The sequence below is a fragment of the Streptomyces subrutilus genome, from assembly GCF_008704535.1.
Lineage (GTDB): Bacteria > Actinomycetota > Actinomycetes > Streptomycetales > Streptomycetaceae > Streptomyces > Streptomyces subrutilus.
In genome coordinates, this window is record NZ_CP023701.1 from 4,068,840 (window position 1) to 4,089,130 (window position 20,291).

Annotated in this window: 15 protein-coding genes and 5 tRNA genes; 12 read left to right on the forward strand and 8 right to left on the reverse strand. The window is 73.9% G+C overall.

Annotation, left to right across the window (positions count from 1 at the left end; translation table 11 throughout):
* Positions 1-37: 37 nt before the first annotated feature.
* Entirely contained in the window at positions 38-3,961 is a 3,924-nt protein-coding gene (gene hrpA, locus CP968_RS17865; protein ID WP_150518975.1) for an ATP-dependent RNA helicase HrpA, read from the reverse strand.
* Positions 3,962-4,071: 110 nt separating this feature from the next.
* On the opposite strand from hrpA, the gene CP968_RS17870 reads away from it, so the two are divergent.
* From CP968_RS17870 to CP968_RS17880, 3 genes are all read left to right on the forward strand, one after another.
* On the forward strand, positions 4,072-4,617 hold the full coding sequence (locus CP968_RS17870; protein ID WP_150518976.1) for a hypothetical protein: 546 nt from the start codon (positions 4,072-4,074) through the stop codon (positions 4,615-4,617).
* Between the two features lie 61 nt (positions 4,618-4,678).
* Positions 4,679-5,440 (forward strand): DsbA family protein, encoded by a 762-nt coding sequence (locus CP968_RS17875; RefSeq protein WP_150518977.1) that lies wholly within the window; start codon positions 4,679-4,681, stop codon positions 5,438-5,440.
* Positions 5,437-6,276 carry a cytochrome c biogenesis CcdA family protein gene (locus CP968_RS17880; RefSeq protein ID WP_150518978.1) on the forward strand — a complete coding sequence of 280 codons (840 nt, stop codon included), beginning with the start codon at positions 5,437-5,439 and terminating at the stop codon, positions 6,274-6,276. Before CP968_RS17875 ends, CP968_RS17880 begins: the two co-directional genes overlap by 4 nt.
* A 35-nt stretch (positions 6,277-6,311) precedes the next feature.
* Here the strand turns inward: CP968_RS17880 and CP968_RS17885 are convergent.
* From CP968_RS17885 to CP968_RS17895, 3 genes are all read right to left on the reverse strand, one after another.
* A tRNA-Phe gene (locus CP968_RS17885) sits at positions 6,312-6,388 on the reverse strand.
* A gap of 22 nt (positions 6,389-6,410) precedes the next feature.
* A tRNA-Asp gene (locus CP968_RS17890) sits at positions 6,411-6,484 on the reverse strand.
* A 39-nt stretch (positions 6,485-6,523) separates the two neighbouring features.
* Positions 6,524-6,596, reverse strand: a tRNA-Glu gene (locus CP968_RS17895).
* Between the two features lie 104 nt (positions 6,597-6,700).
* Between CP968_RS17895 and CP968_RS17900 the strand changes: the two genes are divergently transcribed.
* The 9 genes from CP968_RS17900 to CP968_RS17940 all read left to right on the forward strand — a co-directional run bounded on the left by CP968_RS17900 (position 6,701) and on the right by CP968_RS17940 (position 14,541).
* A complete protein-coding gene (locus CP968_RS17900) occupies positions 6,701-7,051 on the forward strand; it encodes a metallopeptidase family protein (RefSeq protein WP_189829088.1) in 351 nt (116 codons plus the stop codon).
* The gene (locus tag CP968_RS17905) at positions 7,048-7,542 is read left to right on the forward strand and encodes a FluC/FEX family fluoride channel (protein ID WP_150518979.1); all 495 of its coding nucleotides are present in this window, start codon (positions 7,048-7,050) and stop codon (positions 7,540-7,542) included. The genes CP968_RS17900 and CP968_RS17905 overlap by 4 nt, the downstream gene beginning before the upstream one ends.
* Positions 7,539-7,913 (forward strand): fluoride efflux transporter CrcB, encoded by a 375-nt coding sequence (gene crcB / locus CP968_RS17910; protein ID WP_150518980.1) that lies wholly within the window; start codon positions 7,539-7,541, stop codon positions 7,911-7,913. Before CP968_RS17905 ends, crcB begins: the two co-directional genes overlap by 4 nt.
* Before the next feature lie 131 nt (positions 7,914-8,044).
* Positions 8,045-8,575: a hypothetical protein gene (locus CP968_RS17915; protein ID WP_150518981.1), complete on the forward strand. Its 531-nt coding sequence runs from the start codon at positions 8,045-8,047 to the stop codon at positions 8,573-8,575.
* Between the two features lie 248 nt (positions 8,576-8,823).
* Positions 8,824-11,232 carry a DEAD/DEAH box helicase gene (locus CP968_RS17920; RefSeq protein WP_150518982.1) on the forward strand — a complete coding sequence of 803 codons (2,409 nt, stop codon included), beginning with the start codon at positions 8,824-8,826 and terminating at the stop codon, positions 11,230-11,232.
* A 134-nt stretch (positions 11,233-11,366) separates the two neighbouring features.
* Positions 11,367-11,439 (forward strand) — tRNA-Lys (locus CP968_RS17925).
* A gap of 308 nt (positions 11,440-11,747) precedes the next feature.
* A tRNA-Met gene (locus tag CP968_RS17930) sits at positions 11,748-11,821 on the forward strand.
* Positions 11,822-12,019: 198 nt separating this feature from the next.
* Positions 12,020-13,198: a PP2C family protein-serine/threonine phosphatase gene (locus tag CP968_RS17935; protein WP_150518983.1), complete on the forward strand. Its 1,179-nt coding sequence runs from the start codon at positions 12,020-12,022 to the stop codon at positions 13,196-13,198.
* Between the two features lie 293 nt (positions 13,199-13,491).
* Entirely contained in the window at positions 13,492-14,541 is a 1,050-nt protein-coding gene (locus CP968_RS17940) for a M23 family metallopeptidase (protein WP_150518984.1), read from the forward strand.
* Here CP968_RS17940 and CP968_RS17945 read toward each other — a convergent pair.
* From CP968_RS17945 to CP968_RS17960, 4 genes are all read right to left on the reverse strand, one after another.
* The gene (locus CP968_RS17945) at positions 14,531-15,859 is read right to left on the reverse strand and encodes a PrsW family intramembrane metalloprotease (protein WP_150518985.1); all 1,329 of its coding nucleotides are present in this window, start codon (positions 15,857-15,859) and stop codon (positions 14,531-14,533) included. The two genes, CP968_RS17940 and CP968_RS17945, sit on opposite strands and share 11 nt — an antisense overlap.
* Before the next feature lie 43 nt (positions 15,860-15,902).
* Positions 15,903-16,754 carry a tRNA (guanosine(46)-N7)-methyltransferase TrmB gene (trmB, locus tag CP968_RS17950; RefSeq protein ID WP_373304126.1) on the reverse strand — a complete coding sequence of 284 codons (852 nt, stop codon included), beginning with the start codon at positions 16,752-16,754 and terminating at the stop codon, positions 15,903-15,905.
* 530 nt (positions 16,755-17,284) lie between these two features.
* Entirely contained in the window at positions 17,285-18,502 is a 1,218-nt protein-coding gene (lhgO, locus tag CP968_RS17955; protein WP_150518986.1) for an L-2-hydroxyglutarate oxidase, read from the reverse strand.
* 33 nt (positions 18,503-18,535) lie between these two features.
* Positions 18,536-20,104 (reverse strand): NsdA family TPR-like regulatory protein, encoded by a 1,569-nt coding sequence (locus CP968_RS17960; RefSeq protein WP_150518987.1) that lies wholly within the window; start codon positions 20,102-20,104, stop codon positions 18,536-18,538.
* Positions 20,105-20,291 lie beyond the last annotated feature (187 nt).

Genomic DNA, 20,291 nt, shown 5'->3' on the forward strand with positions numbered 1-20,291 from the left:
GACTGTACAGCAGCTCAGGGGGTGCGGTCGAACCCGATCACGGGGCAGCCGCGTCCACCGCCTTCACGATCCGCTTGTCGGACACCGGGTACGCCGTGCCGAGCGCGTGGGCGAAGTAGCTGACGCGCAGTTCCTCGATCATCCAGCGGATGTCGGTGACCGCCTCGGGGACCGGCCGCCCCTTCGGCAACTGCTCCAGCAGCCAGGCGTACTCGTCCTGCATCTCGTGGACCTTCTGCATCCGCGTGGTGTCGCGCTGCACGCCGGTCGGCATCTGCTGGAGCCTGCGGTCCGCGGCCACCAGGTAGCGCATCAGGTCCCCCAGCCGCCGCAGCCCGGTCAGCGTGACGAACCCGGCCGGCACCAGCGCCGCCAGCTGCGTCCGGACGTCCTGGACGTTGGCGGCCAGGGCGAGGCTGTTGGTGCCCTTCAGCCGCCGCTCGCAGGCCTGCCAGGCGGCCAGCACCTGCTGCACCTGCTGCACGGTGCGCACGGTCGTGTCCACCAGGTCGGCCCGCACGGCCTCGTAGAGCGCGCGGAAGCCCGCCTCGTCCCACGCCGGACCGCCGTGGTCGGCGATCAGCTTGTCGGCCGCCGCCGTCGCGCAGTCGTCGAACAGGGCCTGGATGGAGCCGTGCGGATTGCGGGACAGGGCCAGCTTCTGCTGGTTGGTCAGGTGGTCCGAGGCGAACTTCGCCGGATTCACCGGGATGTTCAGCAGGATGAGGCGCCGGGTGCCCAGCCACATCGCCTGCCGCTGCTCGGCCTCGGTGTCGAAGAGCCGTACCGAGACGGTCGTGCCCCCGTCCACCAGCGCCGGGTACGCCTTCACCGGCTGGCCCGCGCGCCGGGTCTCGAAGATCCGGGTCAGGGTGCCGATGGTCCAGTCCGTCAGGCCGGAGCGCTCCACCGACTCCCCGCCCGCCCGCTCCGCGGTGGCCGCGGCGGCCTTGGAGAGCGCCTGGCGGGCCTTGGGCTTCAGGCGCAGCCGCAGGGCCTCCAGGTCCTTGTCCTCGGCGAGGTTGCGGCGCCGCTCGTCGACGATCCGGAAGGTGATCTTCAGGTGGTCCGGGACCCGGGTCAGGTCGAAGTCCTCGGGCGCCACCGGGACCCCGACCATCCGCTGGAGCTCGCGCGCCAGCGTCACGTGCAGCGGCTCCTGCAGCGGCGCGGCCGTCGCCAGGAACCGGCCCGCGAAGTTCGGCGCCGGCACGTAGTGGCGCCGCACCGGCTTCGGCAGCGAGCGGATCAGCTCGGTGACGACCTCCTCGCGCAGCCCCGGGATCTGCCAGTCGAAGCCTTCGTCGGTGACCTGGTTCAGCACCTGGAGCGGGACGTGGACGGTCACGCCGTCGGCGTCCGCGCCGGGCTCGAACTGGTAGGTCACCCGGAACGACAGCTGGCCCTGCCGCCACGTGTCCGGGTAGTCGGCCTTGGTGACCCCGGCCGCCTTCTCGGTCAGCAGCATCTCGCGCTCGAAGTCGAGGAGTTCGGGCTCCTCGCGCTTCTTGTGCTTCCACCAGGAGTCGAAGTGCGCCCCGGACACCACGTGCGCGGGGATCTTCTGGTCGTAGAAGTCGAAGAGGGTCTCGTCGTCCACCACGATGTCGCGGCGCCGGGCCCGGTTCTCCAGCTCCTCCACCTCGGTCAGGAGTCTGCGGTTGTCCGCGTAGAACTTGTGGTGGGTCCGCCAGTCGCCCTCGACCAGCGCGTTGCGGATGAACAGCTCGCGCGAGACCTCGGGGTCGATCCTGCCGTAGTTGATCTTCCGCTGGGCGACGATCGGCACGCCGTACAGCGTCACCTTCTCGTACGCCATCACCGCCGCCTGGTCCTTCTCCCAGTGCGGCTCGCTGTACGTCCGCTTGACCAGGTGCTGCGCGAGCGGCTCGACCCACTCCGGCTCCACCTTGGCGTTGACCCGGGCCCACAGCCGCGAGGTCTCCACCAGCTCCGCCGACATCAGGAACTTCGGCTGCTTCTTGAACAGCGCCGAACCGGGGAAGACGGCGAACTTCGCCCCGCGCGCGCCGAGGTACTCGTTCTTGTCGGTGTCCTTCAGCCCGATGTGCGAGAGCAGGCCGGCCAGCAGCGAGACGTGCACGACCTGCTCGGGGGCGTCGGCCTCGTTGACGTGCAGGCCCATCGTCCGGGCCACCGAGCGCAGCTGCGCGTAGATGTCCTGCCACTCGCGGATGCGCAGGAAGTTCAGGTACTCCTGCTTGCACATCCGGCGGAACGAGGAGGAGCCGCGCTCCTTCTGCTGCTCCCGGACGTAGCGCCACATGTTCAGGAAGGCCAGGAAGTCGCTGGTCTCGTCCTTGAAGCGGGCGTGGTGCTGGTCGGCCTGGGTCTGCTTGTCCGAGGGACGCTCGCGCGGGTCCTGGATGGACAGCGCGGCCGCGATGACCATGACCTCGCGGACGCAGTTGTTCTTGTCGGCCTCCACCACCATGCGGGCGAGCCGCGGGTCCACGGGCAGCTGGGAGAGCTGGCGGCCCATGGGCGTGAGCCGCTTGCTGTGGTCCTTCTCCGCCGGGTCCAGCGCCCCGAGCTCCTGGAGGAGCTGGACGCCGTCGCGGATGTTGCGGTGGTCCGGCGGGTCGATGAAGGGGAACTTCTCGATCTCGCCGAGCCCGGCCGCGGTCATCTGGAGGATGACGGAGGCGAGGTTGGTGCGCAGGATCTCGGCGTCCGTGAACTCCGGGCGGGAGAGGAAGTCGTCCTCGGAGTACAGCCGGACGCAGATGCCGTCGCTGGTACGGCCGCAGCGGCCCTTGCGCTGGTTGGCGCTGGCCTGCGAGACCGGCTCGATGGGCAGGCGCTGCACCTTGGTGCGGTGGCTGTAGCGCGAGATCCGGGCGGTGCCCGGGTCGATCACGTACTTGATGCCCGGGACGGTCAGCGAGGTCTCGGCGACGTTGGTCGCCAGGACGATCCGGCGCCCGGTGTGCTGCTGGAAGACCCGGTGCTGCTCGGCGTGGGAGAGCCGCGCGTACAGGGGGAGGACTTCGGTGAAGCGCAGGTTCCGCTTGTTCAGGGCGTCCGCCGTGTCCCGGATCTCCCGCTCGCCGGAGAGGAAGACCAGGACGTCGCCCGGACCCTCCGACTGGAGCTCGTCCACCGCCTCGCAGATCGCCGTGATCTGGTCCCGGTCGCTGTCCTCGGAGTCCTCCTCCAGCAGCGGCCGGTAGCGGACCTCGACGGGGTACGTCCGCCCGCTGACCTCGACGATCGGCGCGTCGCCGAAGTGGCGGGAGAACCGCTCGGGGTCGATCGTCGCCGAGGTGATGATCACCTTGAGGTCGGGGCGCCGGGGCAGCAGCGTGGCGAGGTAGCCGAGCAGGAAGTCGATGTTCAGCGACCGTTCGTGCGCCTCGTCGATGATGATCGTGTCGTAGGCGCGCAGCTCGCGGTCCGTCTGGATCTCGGCGAGCAGGATGCCGTCGGTCATCAGCTTCACGAAGGTCTCGTCCTGGTCCACCTGGTCGGTGAACCGGACCTTCCAGCCGACCGTCCGGCCGATCTCGGACTTCAGCTCCTCCGCGATGCGCTCCGCGACCGTGCGGGCCGCGATCCGGCGGGGCTGGGTGTGCCCGATCATGCCCCGGACGCCGCGGCCCAGCTCCATGCAGATCTTGGGGATCTGCGTGGTCTTGCCGGAGCCGGTCTCGCCCGCGACGATCACGACCTGGTGGTCGCGTATCGCCTCGGCGATCTCGTCCTTCTTCTGGCTGACGGGCAGGTTCTCGGGATAGGTGACCTCGGGCTTGCGCGAGGCACGGCCGGCCAGTCGCGCGGCGGCCTTCGTGGCCTCCGCGGCGATCTCGTCGAGCACGGCCTGCCGGGCCTCGGTCTTGCGGATTCGGCGGGCGCCTTCGAGGCGGCGGCCGAGGCGGTGCGCGTCGCGGAGGGAGATCTCACCGAGAAGCGTCTGCAGGGCGGCGAAGGAAGTAGACATACCTGGTCGAGGATCTCACCTGGGCCGGGCGGGTGGCGAACGCATTTGTGCCCCTCCCCGTACCATTTCGGGACGAGTCCCCCGGTTGTGCGAGTGAGAGGCAGCGCATCGTGACCCGCCGCCGCCTCCCGCGCCGCCTCCCGGCCGCCGCAGCGGCCCTCGCGCGGGCCTTCGCGCTGGCCCTCGTGCTGACCGTGCTCCTTCCGGCCGGCCCGGAGACCACCGCGGGAACCGCCCCGGCGGCGGCCCCGGCGCCCATCCGTGCCGCGACCGCCGCCGCAGCCGCCTCGGCCCCGCGGGCCGTGCCGGCCGCGGCTGCGGAGGCCCCCGCGGCCCCCACCGGTGCGCCGGACGCCCGGCCCGGGGCGGCCCGCGCGGCCGCCGCCGCTGCCCCCGACACGGGCGCCCGCGAGCTCCGCGCGGTCTCCGGCGCGGCCCGCGGTGCGCGCGGGCCGGTCTGCGACCCGGGGGCCCCGCGCCCGGGCGGGGTGCCCGCCGTGCCCCCGCGCGCCGGGGCCGACCACGGCCAGGTCCCGCCCGCGCGGCCGGTGCCGGAGGAGGCGCGGCCGCGCGCCACCGCGCCCGTGCGCGCCCTCGTACGCGGCCCCGAGCAGCCCGCGCCCGGCCCCGTGGAGCTCTCGGTGCTGCGGGTCTAGGCCGGCCGGTCGACACCACCGGTCCGCCCGATCCCGCCCTCCGCACCACTGGAGCACCCGCATGTCCTCGTCCTCCTCCCGCCCCTCCCGAAAGCCCCTGCTGTACGCCGCCGGCGTAGCCCTGGCCGCGGTCACCCTCGGGGTGGTCTCCTGGCAGGCCACCGCCCCCGACGGCCGGCCCGCCGACGGCTCCGGGGCCGCGGGCGCCTCCGCCACCGCGCCGTCCGCGCCCGCCTCCGACCCGGTCGCCGGCCTCAAGGCGCTCGCCCGGCGCGACGCCGGGGACAAACTGGCCGTCGGCCGCCCCGACGCGCCCGTCGTCCTGATCGAGTACTCCGACTTCAAGTGCGGCTACTGCGGCAAGTTCGCCCGCGACACCGAGCCCGGCCTCGTCGAGAAGTACGTCGCCGACGGCACCCTGCGCATCGAATGGCGCAACTTCCCGATCTTCGGAGCCGAATCCGAGGCCGCCGCCAAGGCCGCCTGGGCGGCCGGCCGCCAGGACCGCTTCACCGCCTTCCACGAGGCCGCGTACGCGGAGGGCTCGAAGGAGAAGGGCTTCGCCGAGGCCCGCCTGCTGGAGCTGGCCCGCGAGGCGGGCGTGCCCGACCTGGAGCGCTTCGCGAAGGACCTGGCCGGTGCGGAGGCCGCCGCCGCCCTGGCGAAGGACCGCGAGGAGGGCTACCGCATCGGCGTCACCTCCACCCCCTCCTTCCTCGTCAACGGCCGCCCCCTCGCGGGCGCGCAGCCCACCGCCGCCTTCACCGACGCCATCACCCGGGCGAAGGCGGAGGCCGAGGCCGCGGCGGGGGCCCGCAAGTGACCGACATCGGCTACCTGGCCGCCCTGCTCGGCGGCCTCCTCGCCCTGCTCAGCCCGTGCAGCGCACTGCTGCTGCCGGCCTTCTTCGCGTACTCGATCGACTCCCCCTCCCGGCTCCTGGCCCGGACCGGGATCTTCTACGCGGGCCTCGCGAGCACCCTCGTACCGCTCGGCGCGGCCGGCTCGTACGCCGGCCGGTTCTTCCACGCCAACCGCGACCAGCTCGTCCTCGCGGGCGGCTGGCTGATCATCGCGCTCGGGGCCGCCCAGGTCCTCGGCCTCGGATTCGCCTCCCGGCGCATCGCGGAGCTGTCCGGCCGCATCCGCCCGACCACCGCGCTGTCCGTCTACGCGCTCGGCGCGGTCTACGGCCTGGCCGGCTTCTGCGCCGGACCGATCCTCGGCAGCGTCCTGACGGTGGCGGCGGTCAGCGGCAGCCCGGTCTACGGCGGCCTGCTGCTGGCCGTCTACGCCCTGGGCATGGCCGTACCGCTCTTCGTCCTGGCCCTGCTCTGGGAGCGGTTCGACCTCGGCCGGCGCCGCTGGCTGCGCGGCCGGGCCCTGCGGGTCGGCCGCGTCGAACTGCACACCACCTCCCTGCTGTCCGGGCTGTTCTTCATCACCCTGGGCACCCTGTTCCTCGTCTACGACGGGGCGAGCGCGCTGCCGGGACTCCTGGACGTGGACGACTCGTTCGCGGTGGAGCAGCGGGTGCGCTCGCTGACCGGCGGCGTCCCGGACTGGGCCCTGCTCGGACTGGTGGCGGCGGGCGCGGCGGGAGCGGGCCTGGCCCAGTGGCGGCGCGGCACCCGGCGCGCGGCGGCGGGAGGGGAGTAACGCGGAAGGCCCCGTCCGAGGACGGGGCCTTCCTGTGGTGGCTGGGGCCGGGGTCGAACCGGCGACCTATCGCTTTTCAGGCGATCGCTCGTACCAACTGAGCTACCCAGCCACGAAACCGTTTCCGGCTTCAGCGAACCTGACGGGACTTGAACCCGCGACCTCCACCTTGACAGGGTGGCGAGCTAACCAACTGCTCCACAGGTCCTTGCAGTGTGCGAGAACAAGTCTCGCACAAGGTGTTGCGTACCCCCAACGGGATTCGAACCCGTGCTACCGCCTTGAAAGGGCGGCGTCCTGGGCCACTAGACGATGAGGGCTAAAGGCCCGCCGGGCACTTCATCAGCGCGTCGGGGACGTGAGAAGCATATGGGATCGGGGGAGCTATCGCCAAAACGGTTTCCCGCGGAGGGACAATGGCCCGGTGCTGGAGATGACGCGCGAGGAGTTCGAAGAGCTCGTCGCAGAGGCCCTGGACCGCATCCCGCCGGAGCTGACGCGGCTGATGGACAACGTGGCGGTGTTCGTCGAGGACGAACCGCCCGCCGACGACCCCGAGCTGCTCGGCCTGTACGAGGGGACGCCCCTGACGGACCGCGGCGAGTGGTACGCCGGCGTGCTGCCCGACCGGATCACCATCTACCGCAACCCCACGCTGCGCATGTGCGAGGACCGGGAGAGCGTGGTCGCCGAGACGGAGATCACCGTGGTGCACGAGATCGCCCACCACTTCGGGATCGACGACGACCGCCTCCACGACCTGGGCTACGGATGACCGGGCCGCCGCCCGGCGACGACCTCGGCCCCGACCCCGTACGCGCCCCCGTCGACCCGGACGTCGACCTGCACGTGCCGGCGCAGCGCGCCGAGCCGCAGGGCCGGGTCCTCGCGGCCGTGGCCGCGGGCGGCGCGGTCGGGGCCTCGGCGCGGTACGGGATCTCCCTGCTGTGGCCGGCCGGCGCGGGCGCCTTCCCGTGGGCGACGTTCTGGGTCAACGTGGCCGGCTGCGCGCTGATCGGCGTCCTGATGGTGCTGATCACCGAGGGCGGCCGGCCGGCGCACCCCCTGCTGCGCCCCTTCGCCGGGGTCGGAGTGCTCGGCGGGTTCACCACCTTCTCCACCTACGCGGTGGACTTCTCGCGCCTGCTGGACGAGGGCGCGGCGGGGACCGCGCTGGCGTACGCCGGGCTCACGGCGGTGGCGGCGCTGGGCGCCGTGTGGGCGGCGGCCTCGGCGACCCGGCGCGCGGTCCGGGGGCGCGGGTGAACTGGCTGCTGGTGGTGGCCGGCGCGGTGGTGGGGGCGCCGCTGCGCTACCTGACGGACCGGGCGGTGCAGGCGCGCCACCGCACCCTCTTCCCCTGGGGCACCTTCACGGTGAACGCGGCGGCCTGCCTGGTGCTGGGCGCGCTCGCGGGCGCCGCGCTGGCCGGGGCGTCCTCCTCGCGGCTGGACCTGCTGCTGGGGACCGGGCTGTGCGGGGCCCTGAGCACCTACTCCACGTTCTCCTACGAGACGCTGCGGCTGGCCGAGCGCGGCCGGACCTTCCTGGCCGGGGCGAACGTGGTGGCGTCGGTGCTGGTGGGGCTGGGGGCGGTCCACCTCGGCTCGCAGGTGGCGCGGCAGTTGCTGGGCTGACGGCCCGGTGGGCGCGGCGCGGCGGCGGGGAGCAGGTGCGGGCTCGGGCGTGTCTCATACGGGGCAAAGGGAGTTGGGCTCATTGACCCGCTCATGCGGACCGCTCTTCACCCAGGCTCCGGAGGTGCCCCGTGCGCCAGTTGAACGCTTCCCTCCGACTGGCCGTCACCGCGCTCGCGGTCGCGGCCACGGCGGGCTGCATGAGTGTCGGGGAGGACGCCGCGAAGCCCGGGCCCTCCTCCTCCGCCGACCGCGGGTCCCCGGTGGGCGCCGCGGCCGGCTCCGGCCGCGGCTCCGGGGTGCACGGCAGCGGGTACGGCGGCAAGGACGGCGCGGGCGCCCCGGACGGCAGGGCCAAGGAGGACGGCAAGGCCTCCGGGGCCACCGGCGCCACGCCCAGCGCGGGCGCGCCGAGCGGCCGGCCCGGGGCGCCCTCGCCCTCGGCGGGCCCCGGGGGCGGGGCGGGCGGCCAGGGGCCCCAGCAGCCCCCGGCGGGCTCCGCCGGGGGGACCGGCGGGGGAACGGGCGGCGGCCAGCCGTCGCACAGCGCGACTCCGGAGCCGCCCGCTCCGACTCCCCCTGTGACGGAACCCACTCCGCCCGCGCCGTCTCCGCCGGCGCCGCAGCCGGAGCCCTCGGGACAGCCGCAGCCGCAGCTGTAGCCGGGGCGCACCTCCCTGACGGTCGGGCATCGTCGCAGGTCAGTGTGGTTGCCGACGGGGCGACTTGCCAGACCCGGGGGAGGGTGCGTATGGTTATAGATCGTTTGATCCCATTGCCCGGCGCCGAATCCGAAGAGCGCCGTGTGGCGCGTACTCTCCCTAGCCGTGGCTGACCGCATTGAGGCGGTCGATTTGCGATTCACGGAGTTTGGGCGCGTGCCGAGACTCCGGAAGGTTTCGCATTTCGCATGTCCATTTCCAGTTCTGACCGTTCCGTCATGCCCGAGAACGACTCCAACGAGATCGTCGACGCCGAGGCCCTCGTGGTCACCGAGGCCATCGAGGCCGTAGTCGCCGACGAGATCATCGAGGCTCTTGAGGCCGACGTGAGCACCGACGAGTCCTTCGAGGACTCCGCCCCCACCGACTTCGACGACGACGAGGCCGACGCCGACACCGACGCCGAGCCCACGATCACCTTCGGCGACCTCGGTCTGCCCGACGGCATCGTGCGCAAGCTCGCGCAGAACGGCGTCACCGCCCCCTTCCCGATCCAGGCCGCCACCATCCCGGACGCCCTGGCCGGCAAGGACATCCTCGGCCGCGGCCGCACCGGCTCCGGCAAGACCCTCTCCTTCGGTCTGCCGACCCTGGCCTCGCTGGCCGGCGGCCACACCGAGAAGAAGAAGCCCCGCGCGATCATCCTCACGCCGACCCGCGAGCTCGCGATGCAGGTCGCGGACGCCCTCCAGCCCTACGGCGACGTCCTCGGCCTGAAGATGAAGGTCGTCTGCGGCGGCACCTCCATGAGCAACCAGATCTTCGCCCTGGAGCGCGGTGTCGACGTCCTCGTCGCCACCCCGGGCCGTCTGCGCGACATCATCAACCGCGGCGCCTGCTCCCTGGCGAACGTCCAGGTCGCGGTCCTCGACGAGGCCGACCAGATGGCCGACCTGGGCTTCCTGCCCGAGGTCACCGAGCTGCTCGACCAGATCCCCGGCGGCGGCCAGCGCATGCTCTTCTCCGCCACCATGGAGAACGAGATCGGCACCCTGGTCAAGCGCTACCTGACCAACCCCGTCACGCACGAGGTCGACAGCGCGCAGGGCAACGTCACGACCATGACGCACCACGTCCTCGTCGTGAAGCCGAAGGACAAGGCGCCGGTCACGGCCGCCATCGCCGCCCGCAAGGGCCGCACCATCATCTTCGTCCGCACCCAGCTGGGCGCCGACCGCATCGCCGAGCAGCTCGTCGAGTCCGGCGTGAAGGCCGACGCGCTGCACGGCGGCATGACGCAGGGCGCCCGCACCCGGGTCCTCGCGGACTTCAAGGACGGTTACGTCAACGCGCTCGTCGCGACCGACGTCGCCGCCCGCGGCATCCACGTCGACGGCATCGACCTGGTCCTGAACGTGGACCCGGCCGGTGACCACAAGGACTACCTGCACCGCTCGGGCCGCACCGCCCGCGCCGGCAAGTCGGGCGTCGTCGTGTCGCTGGCGCTGCCGCACCAGCGCCGCCAGATCTTCCGCCTGATGGAGGACGCGGGCGTCGACGCCACGCGTCACATCGTCCAGGGCGTCGGCGCGTTCGACCCGGAGGTCGCCGAGATCACCGGTGCGCGTTCGCTCACCGAGGTCCAGGCCGACTCCGCGAACAACGCCGCCAAGCAGGCCGAGCGCGAGGTCGCCGAGCTCACCAAGCAGCTGGAGCGGCTGACCCGCCGGGCCGGCGAGCTGCGCGAGGAGGCCGACCGCCTGGTCGCCCGCTCCGCCCGCGAGCGCGGTGAGGACCCGGAGGCAGCCGTCGCCGAGGTGGCCGAGGCCGCCGAGGCCGAGGTCGCGGCTGCCGCCGCCGCCGCTGCCGCCGAACTGGCCGCGCAGGAGCGCCGCGAGGAGCAGCGCGCCCAGCGCGACGACCGCGGCAACTTCGAGCGCCGCGACAACCGCGGCGGCGACCGCGACAACCGCGGTGGCGACCGGGGCGACCGTGGCGGCTTCCGTCGCGACGACCGCGGTGGCCGTCCGTCCGGCGGCTTCAACCGTGACGACCGCGGTGACCGCGGTGGCGACCGTGGCGGCTTCCGCTCCGGTGGCGACCGTCCGTCCGGCGGCTTCCGTTCCGGTGGCGACCGTCCCTCCGGTGGCGGCTTCCGTCGCGACGACCGTCCGTCCGGCGGCTTCCGCTCGGGCGGCGACCGTCCGTCCGGCGGTGGCTTCCGTCGTGACGACCGTCCCTCGGGCGGCTTCAACCGTGACGACCGCGGTGGCGACCGCGGCGGCTTCCGCTCGGGCGGCGACCGTCCGTCCGGCGGTGGCTTCCGTCGTGACGACCGTCCCTCGGGCGGCTTCAACCGTGACGACCGCGGTGACCGCGGTGGCGACCGTGGCGGCTTCCGCCGCGACGACCGCCCGTCCTCCGGCGGCGGCTTCAACCGCGACGACCGTCCGTCCGGCGGCTTCCGCTCGGGTGGCGACCGTCCGTCCGGTGGTGGCTTCCGTCGTGACGACCGTCCCTCGGGCGGCTTCCGCTCCGGTGGCGCCGGCGACCGCCCGTACGGCCGCCGTGACGACAACCGCCCGTCGGGCTCCGGCTCCACCGGCTCCTTCGGCGGGCGCCGCGACGACAAGCCGCGCTGGAAGCGCAACGGCTGATCGCGCCTGATCACCCGACAGGGCCCCCACGACACCGTCGTGGGGGCCCTGTCGCCTCTCCCGGCGGGCGGCTCGCCCGATACCCGATCGGCTGCCGGGCGGTCTGCGGCTATGCTCTTGGGGGAGCACGTGGAGGGCCATTAGCTCAATTGGCAGAGCAGCGGACTTTTAATCCGTTGGTTGTCGGTTCGAGTCCGACATGGCCTACTGCTCGCAGCGACGAGGGAATCCCCTCCGACCTGTGCCTAGCGCCCCACCCGGAGTCCGCGGGTGGGGCGCTTCGCTGTGCCGGGGTCGTTCGGGCGGTCTGACGCGGTGCCGGCCGCGCCGGGCACCGCCAACAGGGCCGCGGCATCCTCGGAGTTGTCCCGCGCCGTGCGCGGCCGTGCTGGGTGCGGGGGGTCGGTTCCGTAGAGTTTTACCGCATCTGACCTGGGGTTATTCCGTTCTGGGGGTGTGTGGAGCGCTTATTGGCACGGGGGGCGCCCCGGATGGCGTAGAGTTGTGTTTACCGACGCGGGGTGGAGCAGCTCGGTAGCTCGCTGGGCTCATAACCCAGAGGTCGTAGGTTCAAATCCTGCCCCCGCTACTCAGTACGAAGGCCCGGTTCCCCTTGGGGAGCCGGGCCTTCGTCGTTGGCGTTCCGGCCCTGCTCCCCTCACCCGGCCTCCCCTCACCCGTTCGGCCACCGCCGGGTCGCCGTCTGCCTGGCAGGGAGCCAGCCTTGGGGGCGAGGCGGCGGTGGCCCGCACCCGTGGGAGTGGCCGGGCGGCAGGAGAACAGCGTCATGGGGCTGGGTCAGCGGGACGACGGCGGGCGGAGCGGCCCGGGCGGTCTCGGGAGCGGCGCGGCCCGGCTGATCGTCCGGCTGCTGCCGGGCGGCCTGATCATCCTGGGCCTCATCTTCGACCTGCTGACCCCGCCCAGTTTCACCGGTTCCCCCTTCTTCTCCGCGGCTCCGCTGATCGCCGCCCCGCTGGTCGGCTTCCGGGCGACGGCCCTGACCGGGGCGCTGGCCTCGACCGTGGTGGTCCTGCTGCACCTCTACAAGGGCACGAGCCTGCAGGCCGAGTCGCTGACCGAGTTGGCCACCGTGCTGACCGTCTCCGGACTGGCCCTCCTGATCAACGGTGTCGTACGGCGGGGCAACGCGCAGCTCGCCTCGGCCCGCGGGATCGCCGAGGCCGCGCAGCGGGCCGTGCTGCCGACGCCGGCCGAGCGGATCGGGGGCCTGCACGTCTCCGCCCGGTACGAGGCCGCCCAGGCGGACGCCTTCATCGGCGGGGACCTGTACGCGGTCCAGGACACCCCGTACGGGGTGCGGCTGGCGGTGGGGGACGTACGGGGCAAGGGGCTGGGGGCGGTGGAGGCCGTGGCCGTGGTCCTCGGGGCGTTCCGGGAGGTCGCCGAGACCGAGCCGACGCTGGAGGCGGTGGCGCAGCGGCTGGAGCGGGCGCTCGCCCGGGAGGGCGTACGGCGCGACAGCCTGGACGCGGTGGAGGGGTTCACCACGTGCGTGCTCGGCGAGATCCCGCCGGGGGCGGAGGTGGTGCGGCTGCTCAACCGGGGCCACCCCGAACCGCTGCTCCTGCACGCCGACGGGCGACTGGCCGTGCTGGCCCCGGCGGATGCGGCGCTGCCGCTCGGGATGGGGGAGCTGGGGGCGTGGCCGGACCGCGCGCGGGAGTGGGGCTTCCCCGCGGGGGCCACGCTGCTGCTGTTCACGGACGGGCTGACCGAGGCCCGGGACGTCGCGGGCGCCTTCTACGATCCGGCGGACCGGCTGCGCGGGCGGGTCTTCCCCGGGCCGGACGAACTGCTCGACGCGCTCAGCAGCGACGTGCGTCGGCACACGGGCGGCGCGGCGACCGACGACATGGCGCTGCTCGCGCTGGGGCGGCCGGGGCAGGGGCAGCCGGAGCGGCGGCGGACGGTGCCGGTGGTGCCGCGGGACGAGCGGTCGTGACGTTGCGTGCCCGAACGGCAGCGTTCCGCAAGCCGGCTGACGGCGCATCATGGCGTGCGTGTGGCTGAGGAGGGAGGTGGCTCGACCGATTTTTGCCCGCGTTGAACCATTTTTGTGGGCAATGGTGTTGGCCAAAGTTGTTAGGGGGGTGGCTGATTGGTGTGAACGATCAATCGCAACAGCTTGGAATCACTCCCCCGCGTCTATTACCGTTCGATAACGCAGCGCGGTCGTCCCAGCCGTCGCAAGAGACGGCGCCGTGCGCGTGCGCGTCCCCCTAGGAGTGTGCCCCGGTGGCCTCCAACCTGCCTGCGCCCGAGGGCACCGAGACCCAGGAGCCGCCCACCGCGGGGGCCTGGGGCGAATGGAACCCCACCGAGGACTCGGTCCGCTCCGTCCGCGGCAGGCACCGGGTGGCCAGGCAGCGCGGCGGCCTCGCCCGCAGCTCCACCGTGCTCGGCGTCGGCGTCATCGCGGCGGTCGGCGCGGGCGGCATCGCCACCGCGCAGGACCGCCCCCAGGTCGCCATCTCGCTGCCCTCGCTGCCCGACGTCATGTCCGGGAACCTCACCGGCGGCGACGCGGGCTCCGGCGCCGCCGAGGCCGGGGCGCGGCAGGCGGACACGGGCTCCGGCGAGGCCGCCGCACAGGCCGGGATCATCCCGCGCCAGTCCGACCGCCGGTCCGACGCCGGCGAGGTGCTGCGCAACCGGATCCTCCAGCAGGCCGAGTCCCAGCAGGGCGCCGCCGAGGCGCAGGCCGAAGCGGAAGCCGAGCGGGTGGCGCGGGAGGCCGCCGCGCAGGAGGCCAAGGACAAGCGCGAAGCGGCCCGCAAGGCCGCGGAGGAGGCGGCCGCGCAGGCCGAGGCCAAGGCGGCCGAGGAGGCGGCGGCGGCCCGGGAGGCGGCCGAGGCCAAGGCCGAGCAGGAGCGCGCCGCCAAGCCGGCCGGCAGCTACTCCCTGCCCACCTCGGCCTACACGCTCACCTCGCGCTACGGGACCGCCGGTTCGATGTGGTCCTCCGGGCACCACACCGGCCTCGACTTCGCCGCCCCGACCGGCACCCCGGCCAAGGCGGTCGCCGCCGGGAAGATCGTCTCGGCCGGCTGGTCCGGTGCGTACGGCTACCGGATCGTGCTGGAGCTGGAGGACGGTACGGAGATCTGGTACTGCCACCTCTCCTCGATGTCCGTGACCTCCGGGCAGGTCGCCCCGGGCGAGACCATCGGCCGCGTCGGCGCGACCGGCAACGTCACCGGTCCGCACCTCCACCTGGAGGTGCGCAAGGGCGGCTCCACGGTCGACCCGATGGCATGGCTGAACTCCAAGGGCCTCAGCGTCTAGCCCGGGACCGGAACCCGCTCCGGGGAGCCGGTACGACGGTCGGTGCGGGTGCGGGTGCGGGTGCGGGTGCGTGGGCCGTGGCCGTCGGGGTGCCGGGGACGGGTGGCGCGGGTCGCGGCAAGGGGTCGAAGCGCGCCGGCAGGAGCTCCTCCATGACCGCCGCCCGCGACAGCGCGGGACCGGCCGTCGCCCGGTGCCGCCAGAGCCGGTGCAGCAACTCCCGCTCCCGCGCCGCGAAGTCCGGCTCGCCCGGCGGACCGCCGTGCCGGGCCCGGTTCCGCAACAGGGCCAGCGCGGCCGCGTCGGCCTCGTAGCGGGCCACCGTACGGCCGGCGGCCCGGCCGCCGCTGCGCCGGGCCAGGGTGCGGGCCAGCGACCGGGCCGGTATCGAGGCCAGCGCCGGCACCTCGGCCGGGCCGAGCCACCCGGCGGCCGCGTACACCGCCAGCTCCCCGGCGACGGCCCGCAGCCGTCGCCGCCGTATCCGTACCGCCACCCACACCAGCAGCCCGAACGCCGGGACCATCACGCAGCCGTAGACCACGTAGAAGCCGTTCTCACCCCAGCGGGACGAGCCGTTCCACAGCGCGTGCATACCGATGGCGCCGGCCAGGCCGAGCAGCGGCAGGCCGACCCGGCGCGAGCGGCGCACGGCGAGGGCGGCCGCGCCGAAGCCGAGCCCGGTGAGCACCGTGAACAGCGGATGCGCGAACGGCGACAGCACTATCCGGACGAAGAAGGTCGCCGCCGTCACGGAGTCGAGCACGGGGGTGCCCTTGGCCATGTCCTCGTCGTAGGCGCTGCCCAGATAGAGGATGTTCTCGGTGAACGCGAAGCCGGTGGCGGTGAACCCGGCCACCACGAACCCGTCGGCGGGCCCGGTGAACTGCCGTCTGCGGAAGACGAACACCAGCAGCAGCGCCGCCGCCTTCGCGCTCTCCTCGACCACCGGCGCGACCGCCACCGAGCCGAGCTGGTCGGCGTCGGAGGGGTCGGCGGTGGCTGCGGCTATCCACTGGGTGGCGAAGTTGTTGGCCAGTATGGCGATCAGCGCGGCCGTGCAGGCGCCCCAGCCGAAGCAGAACAGCAACTGCGGCCAGGGTGCGGGCGCGGCCCGGCCCAGCCAGCGGAAGGCGGCCAGGAGCGGGGCGACCGGCAGCACGGCCAGCGCGAGGCCCACCAGGAAGCCGGGGGTGCCGGTCTGCTCCCGTACGAGTTCGAGGATCGCGGCGCCGGTGCAGGCGAGCAGGGCGACGAGCACGCACGTGCGGACCGCGCCCGACGGACGTGCGAGCACACGGGGGAGCGCTCGGTACACACCACGACCCTACCGAGCCCCACCGACACGGGCCGTGACGTTGTCAGTTCGCCGTGCGACGGAAGAGCAGGTCGTGTACGACGTGTCCCTTGTCGAGCCCCTGGCCCTCGAAGCGGGTGAGCGGCCGGAAGTCGGGCCGGGGCGCGTAGCCGCCGTCCTCCCGGGTGTTCTCGAAGTCCGGGTGCGCGGTCAGGACTTCGAGCATCTGCTCGGCGTACGGCTCCCAGTCGGTCGCGCAGTGCAGCACGGCCCCGGGGGCCAGGCGGGTCGCGGCCAGGGTGAGGAACTCGGGCTGGATCAGCCGGCGCTTGTGGTGGCGGGCCTTGGGCCACGGGTCCGGGAAGTACACGCGGATGCCGGCCAGGGAGTCCGGCGGCAGCATCTCGCGGAGCAGGATGATGGCGTCGCCGTTGGCCACGCGGACGTTGGTCATGCCGCCGCGCTCGGCCAGCGCGAGCAGGTTGCCCTGGCCGGGGGTGTGCACGTCGGCGGCGAGGATGCCGGTGCCGGGGTCGGCGGCGGCCATCTGGGCCGTGGCCTCGCCCATGCCGAAGCCGATCTCCAGGACCACGGGGAGGCCGTCGAAGAGCACCTTGAGGTCGAGGACCTCGTGGCCGTCGATGTCGAAGCCCCAGGTGCCCCACAGCCGCTTCAGGGCCTCGCCCTGGCCGGTGGTGACCCGGCTGCGGCGGGGCTGGAAGCTGCGGATGCGCCGCTCGTGGTGCGAGCCGGCCGGGTCCGGCGCGGGGCCGTCGGGGAAGCGGGGCTCGGTGCGCCACTTGGGCGGCACGTACGCCTTCGCCTCCGGCTGGGGCCGCGGCTCGGTGGGGGGCGCCGCCGGGTCGGTGTGGTCCGGGAGGCGGGACGGCTGGGGGTTCATGGGCTCAGACACAATGCGCTGATTCTACGACGGGGGTGGGGGCGCGGCGGTGCCCTGCGGTGCCCTGCGGGGCTCGGGCGGGGGTGGGGCGCGGCCGCGGTGCGGTCGGGCACGGCACCTCTGGGCCCGCGGGCGCCGGAGATGCGGGGCGGGTGCCTCGGCCCGCTTTGCCGGGGGCCGGCACCTTCAGCTTGGCCGGAGTGCGGGGGCCGGGTTACTTCAACCTCGCCGGCGTGTGAGGCGCGGCTCTGGGCGGAGCCGGGCCCGCGGGGGCGCACAGTCAGCCATTCCTCGGCGGGGGCCGGGCATGTCAGCCCTGCCGGCTTCGTTGGAGGGGCCCGGCCATGTCAGCCTCGCCGGCTTGCTTGGCGGGGCCGGGCATCTTCAGCCGGGCCCGCTTCCTTGGCTGGGTCCGGCGATCCCAGCCTCGCCGGCGTGTGAGGCGCGGGTCCGGGCGGAGCCCGCTTCCCGGCGGAGCCGGGGTGTTGTGGGGGTGGGCCAGGGCCGGCGCGGGCCCGCGTATTCGGCTTCGGGGGCGGCGTTGGTCAGGCCGAGGTGAGGGTGCGGAGGGCTCGGGCGGCGATTTCGCGGCCGATCGGGAGGGACGCCGTGGCCGCCGGCGAGGGGGCGTTCAGGACGTGCACCGTGCGCGGCGCGTCCTGGATGAGGAAGTCGTCCACCAGGGTGCCGTCCCGCAGGACGGCCTGCGCGCGGACCCCGGCCGCGGCCGGGCGGAGGTCCGCCGCGGTGACGGCCGGCAGCAGCCGCCGTACGGCCTGGGTGAACGCCTGCTTCGACAGCGAGCGACGGATCTCGCCCGCACCGTAGCGCCAGTGCCGTGCGGCCATCCGCCAGGATCCGGGCCAGGACAGCTCGGTGCCGATGTCCCGCGGCCGGACCGTGGACCAGTCGTACCCCTCGCGGGCCAGCGCGGGCACGGCGTTCGGGCCGACGTGGACGCCGCCGCCGATGCCCCGGGTGAGGTGGACGCCGAGGAACGGGAACGCCGGGTCGGGCACCGGGTAGACCAGGCCCCGGACCAGGCCGGGGCGGGCGAGGTCGTAGTACTCGCCGCGGAAGGGGATGATCCGCATACCCGGTTCGTCGCCGGCCAGACGGGCGATCCGGTCGCACTGGAGCCCCGCGCAGTTCACCAGCACCCGCGCCCGGACCACCAGGCCCGAGGTGGTGCGGACGGCCACGGCCGAGGGGCGACGGGAGATCAGGTCCACCGCGCCGCCGTAGACGATCTCCGCGCCCGAGGACTCCGCCAGCTGGGCGGTCACCCTGCCGTAGTCCACGATCCCGGTGGTGCCGACGTGGATCGCGGCCAGGCCGCGCACCTCGGGCTCGTACTCCGAGATCTGCGCCGGGCCGAGCTCGCGCACCGGGATGCCGTTCTCCCGGCCGCGCTGGACCAGGGCGTGCAGCCGCGGCAGCTCGTCGCGCCCGGTGGCGACGATCAGCTTCCCCGTCACTTCGTGCGCGATGCCGTGCTCCGCGCAGAACTTGACCATCTCGGCCGCGCCGCTCACCGCGAAGCGCGCCTTGAGCGATCCCGGGCGGTAGTAGATCCCGCTGTGGATCACTCCGCTGTTGCGCCCCGTCTGGTGCCGCGCCGGACCGGTCTCCTTCTCCAGGACGACCACCCGGGTACCCGGAGCCAGCCGCGACAGGGCATGCGCCGTCGACAGGCCGACGATCCCGCCGCCGATCACCAGCACATCGCAGTCCACGCCGCCGCCCACGCTGAAACCTCCCACCCCTGATACTGCACCCCGCCACCGACAACGCGACTACGCGGGGGCCACCAGCAGCGGGCGGGCCCGCTCGCGCAGCTCCGCGACACGCGGTTCGTCCCCGTACGGTTCCAGCCGGTGCAGGAGGTCCCGTACGTATTCGGTCGTCCGTGCCGAGGAGATGCGGCCCGCCACCTCCACTGCCCGGGTTCCGGCCGCGCACGCCGCGTCGAGGTTGCCCGACTCCAGCTCGGCGACCGCGCTCACCACCAGCCGCAGCCCGTGCGAGCGCACGTACTCCTCGGTGGGCCGCGACAGGGCCTGCTCCGTGAAGCGCCGCACCTGCCGGGGAAGTTTGAGGTCCCGGTAGCATTCCGCCGCATCCGCCGCGAAACGGTCGTACGAGTAGAAACCGAGCCAGGTCGGATCCGGGTCGCCGTCCCGGGCGCGCTCCAGCCAGCCCTCGGCCGCGCGCAGCGCCGCCCCCGCGGCCGTCGGGTCGCCCGCCTTCGCGTGCGCCCGGGCCTCGACCAGGCGGAAGAAGCTCATGGTGCGCGCGGTGGCGAGGCCCCGGTTGCGTTCGAGCGCGGCCTGCGCCAGGTCCACGCCCTCGTCCGGGAAGTCCCGGTAGGTCGCCTGCAGGGACATCGAGGCCAGGACGTATCCGCCGAGCGGTACGTCGCCGGCCGCGCGGGCGAGCCGCAGCGCCTGGATGTAGTAGCGCTGGGCCGCCTCCTGCTGCCCGGTGTCGAACGCCATCCACCCGGCCAGCCGGGTCAGTTCGGCGGTCGCGCCGAACAGGGCGCGTCCCACCTCGTCCGTGTAGGAGCCGAGCAGCAGGGGGGCCGCGTCCACCCGCAGGCACTCCGGGACCATCGACGAGCGCCAGTCGCCGCCGCCGTACTTGGAGTCCCAGCGGCGCGCGTCCTCGGCGGCCTCGCGCAGCTTGGCCACGTCGCTGTGGCCAACGCGCTGCGGGGCCGGTTCCGCGGGGACGGCCGGCGGCTGCGCCACCGGTGCCTGCGCCCCGGGGGCCGGGACCGGCGCGGTCTGCGGCTGCGGCTGCGGGTGTGCGGGCTGGGCCGCGGGCGGTCGGGCCGCCGGGGCGGTCGGTGCCGGCGGGCCCGTGTCCCGCGCCGTCGGCTCCCGCGGCTCCCGTGCCACGGAGCCGTCCGCGGGGGATATCAGCCAGCGCGAGGCGGGCGTCGCGTACGCCGCCACCGAGAACGAGCCCGCGAGCGACTGCCAGATCCCGCCACCGCCACGCCGTCCCGCGAGGTCCAGCCGGTAGAGGTCGGTGGCCGAGCGCACCGCCGCCGCCACGTCGCGCGGGAAGGCCAGGCCCACTTCGGGCGCGGGGTCGGCGTCCGCCAGCCCGATCTCGTGCAGCGGCACGGGCCGGCCCAGCTTCGCGCCGATGGCGGCCGCGATCAGATGCGGGGCGGCGCCCTGCGGCACCATCCCCTTCGACACCCACCGGGCCACCGACGTCTTGTCGTACCGAAGCGTCAGGCCGCGCTGTGCGCCGAGGTCGTTGACCCGTCGGGCCAGTCCGGCGTTGCTGATGCCCGCGAGGGCGAGGACGGCGCCGAGCTTCTCATTGGGCTCGCGGAGCTCCCTGGACATGCGCCACCCCTCGTCACACGCGGAACGCAGACGCCGCCGGGGCATAGGCTCCCGGCATTTCGTAAACCCAGCGTAGTTCCCCGCCTCCCAAGCGTTAAGGCCCCTTCTTCCCTATGGCGGGATTGTTGTCCGTGCGCACAGTCGGGCTCGCGTTCGGGCCCGGGGCGCACGCGGTCCGGTGTGCTCC

Bases quoted from the DNA above. Each gene is read 5' to 3' on its own strand.
- hrpA (WP_150518975.1), bottom strand. From the start codon at position 3,961: ATGTCTACTTCCTTCGCCGCCCTGCAGACGCTTCTCGGTGAGATCTCC.
- CP968_RS17875 (WP_150518977.1), top strand. From the start codon at position 4,679: ATGTCCTCGTCCTCCTCCCGCCCCTCCCGAAAGCCCCTGCTGTACGCC.
- CP968_RS17905 (WP_150518979.1), top strand. From the start codon at position 7,048: ATGACCGGGCCGCCGCCCGGCGACGACCTCGGCCCCGACCCCGTACGC.
- CP968_RS17920 (WP_150518982.1), top strand. From the start codon at position 8,824: ATGTCCATTTCCAGTTCTGACCGTTCCGTCATGCCCGAGAACGACTCC.
- CP968_RS17935 (WP_150518983.1), top strand. From the start codon at position 12,020: ATGGGGCTGGGTCAGCGGGACGACGGCGGGCGGAGCGGCCCGGGCGGT.
- CP968_RS17960 (WP_150518987.1), bottom strand. From the start codon at position 20,104: ATGTCCAGGGAGCTCCGCGAGCCCAATGAGAAGCTCGGCGCCGTCCTC.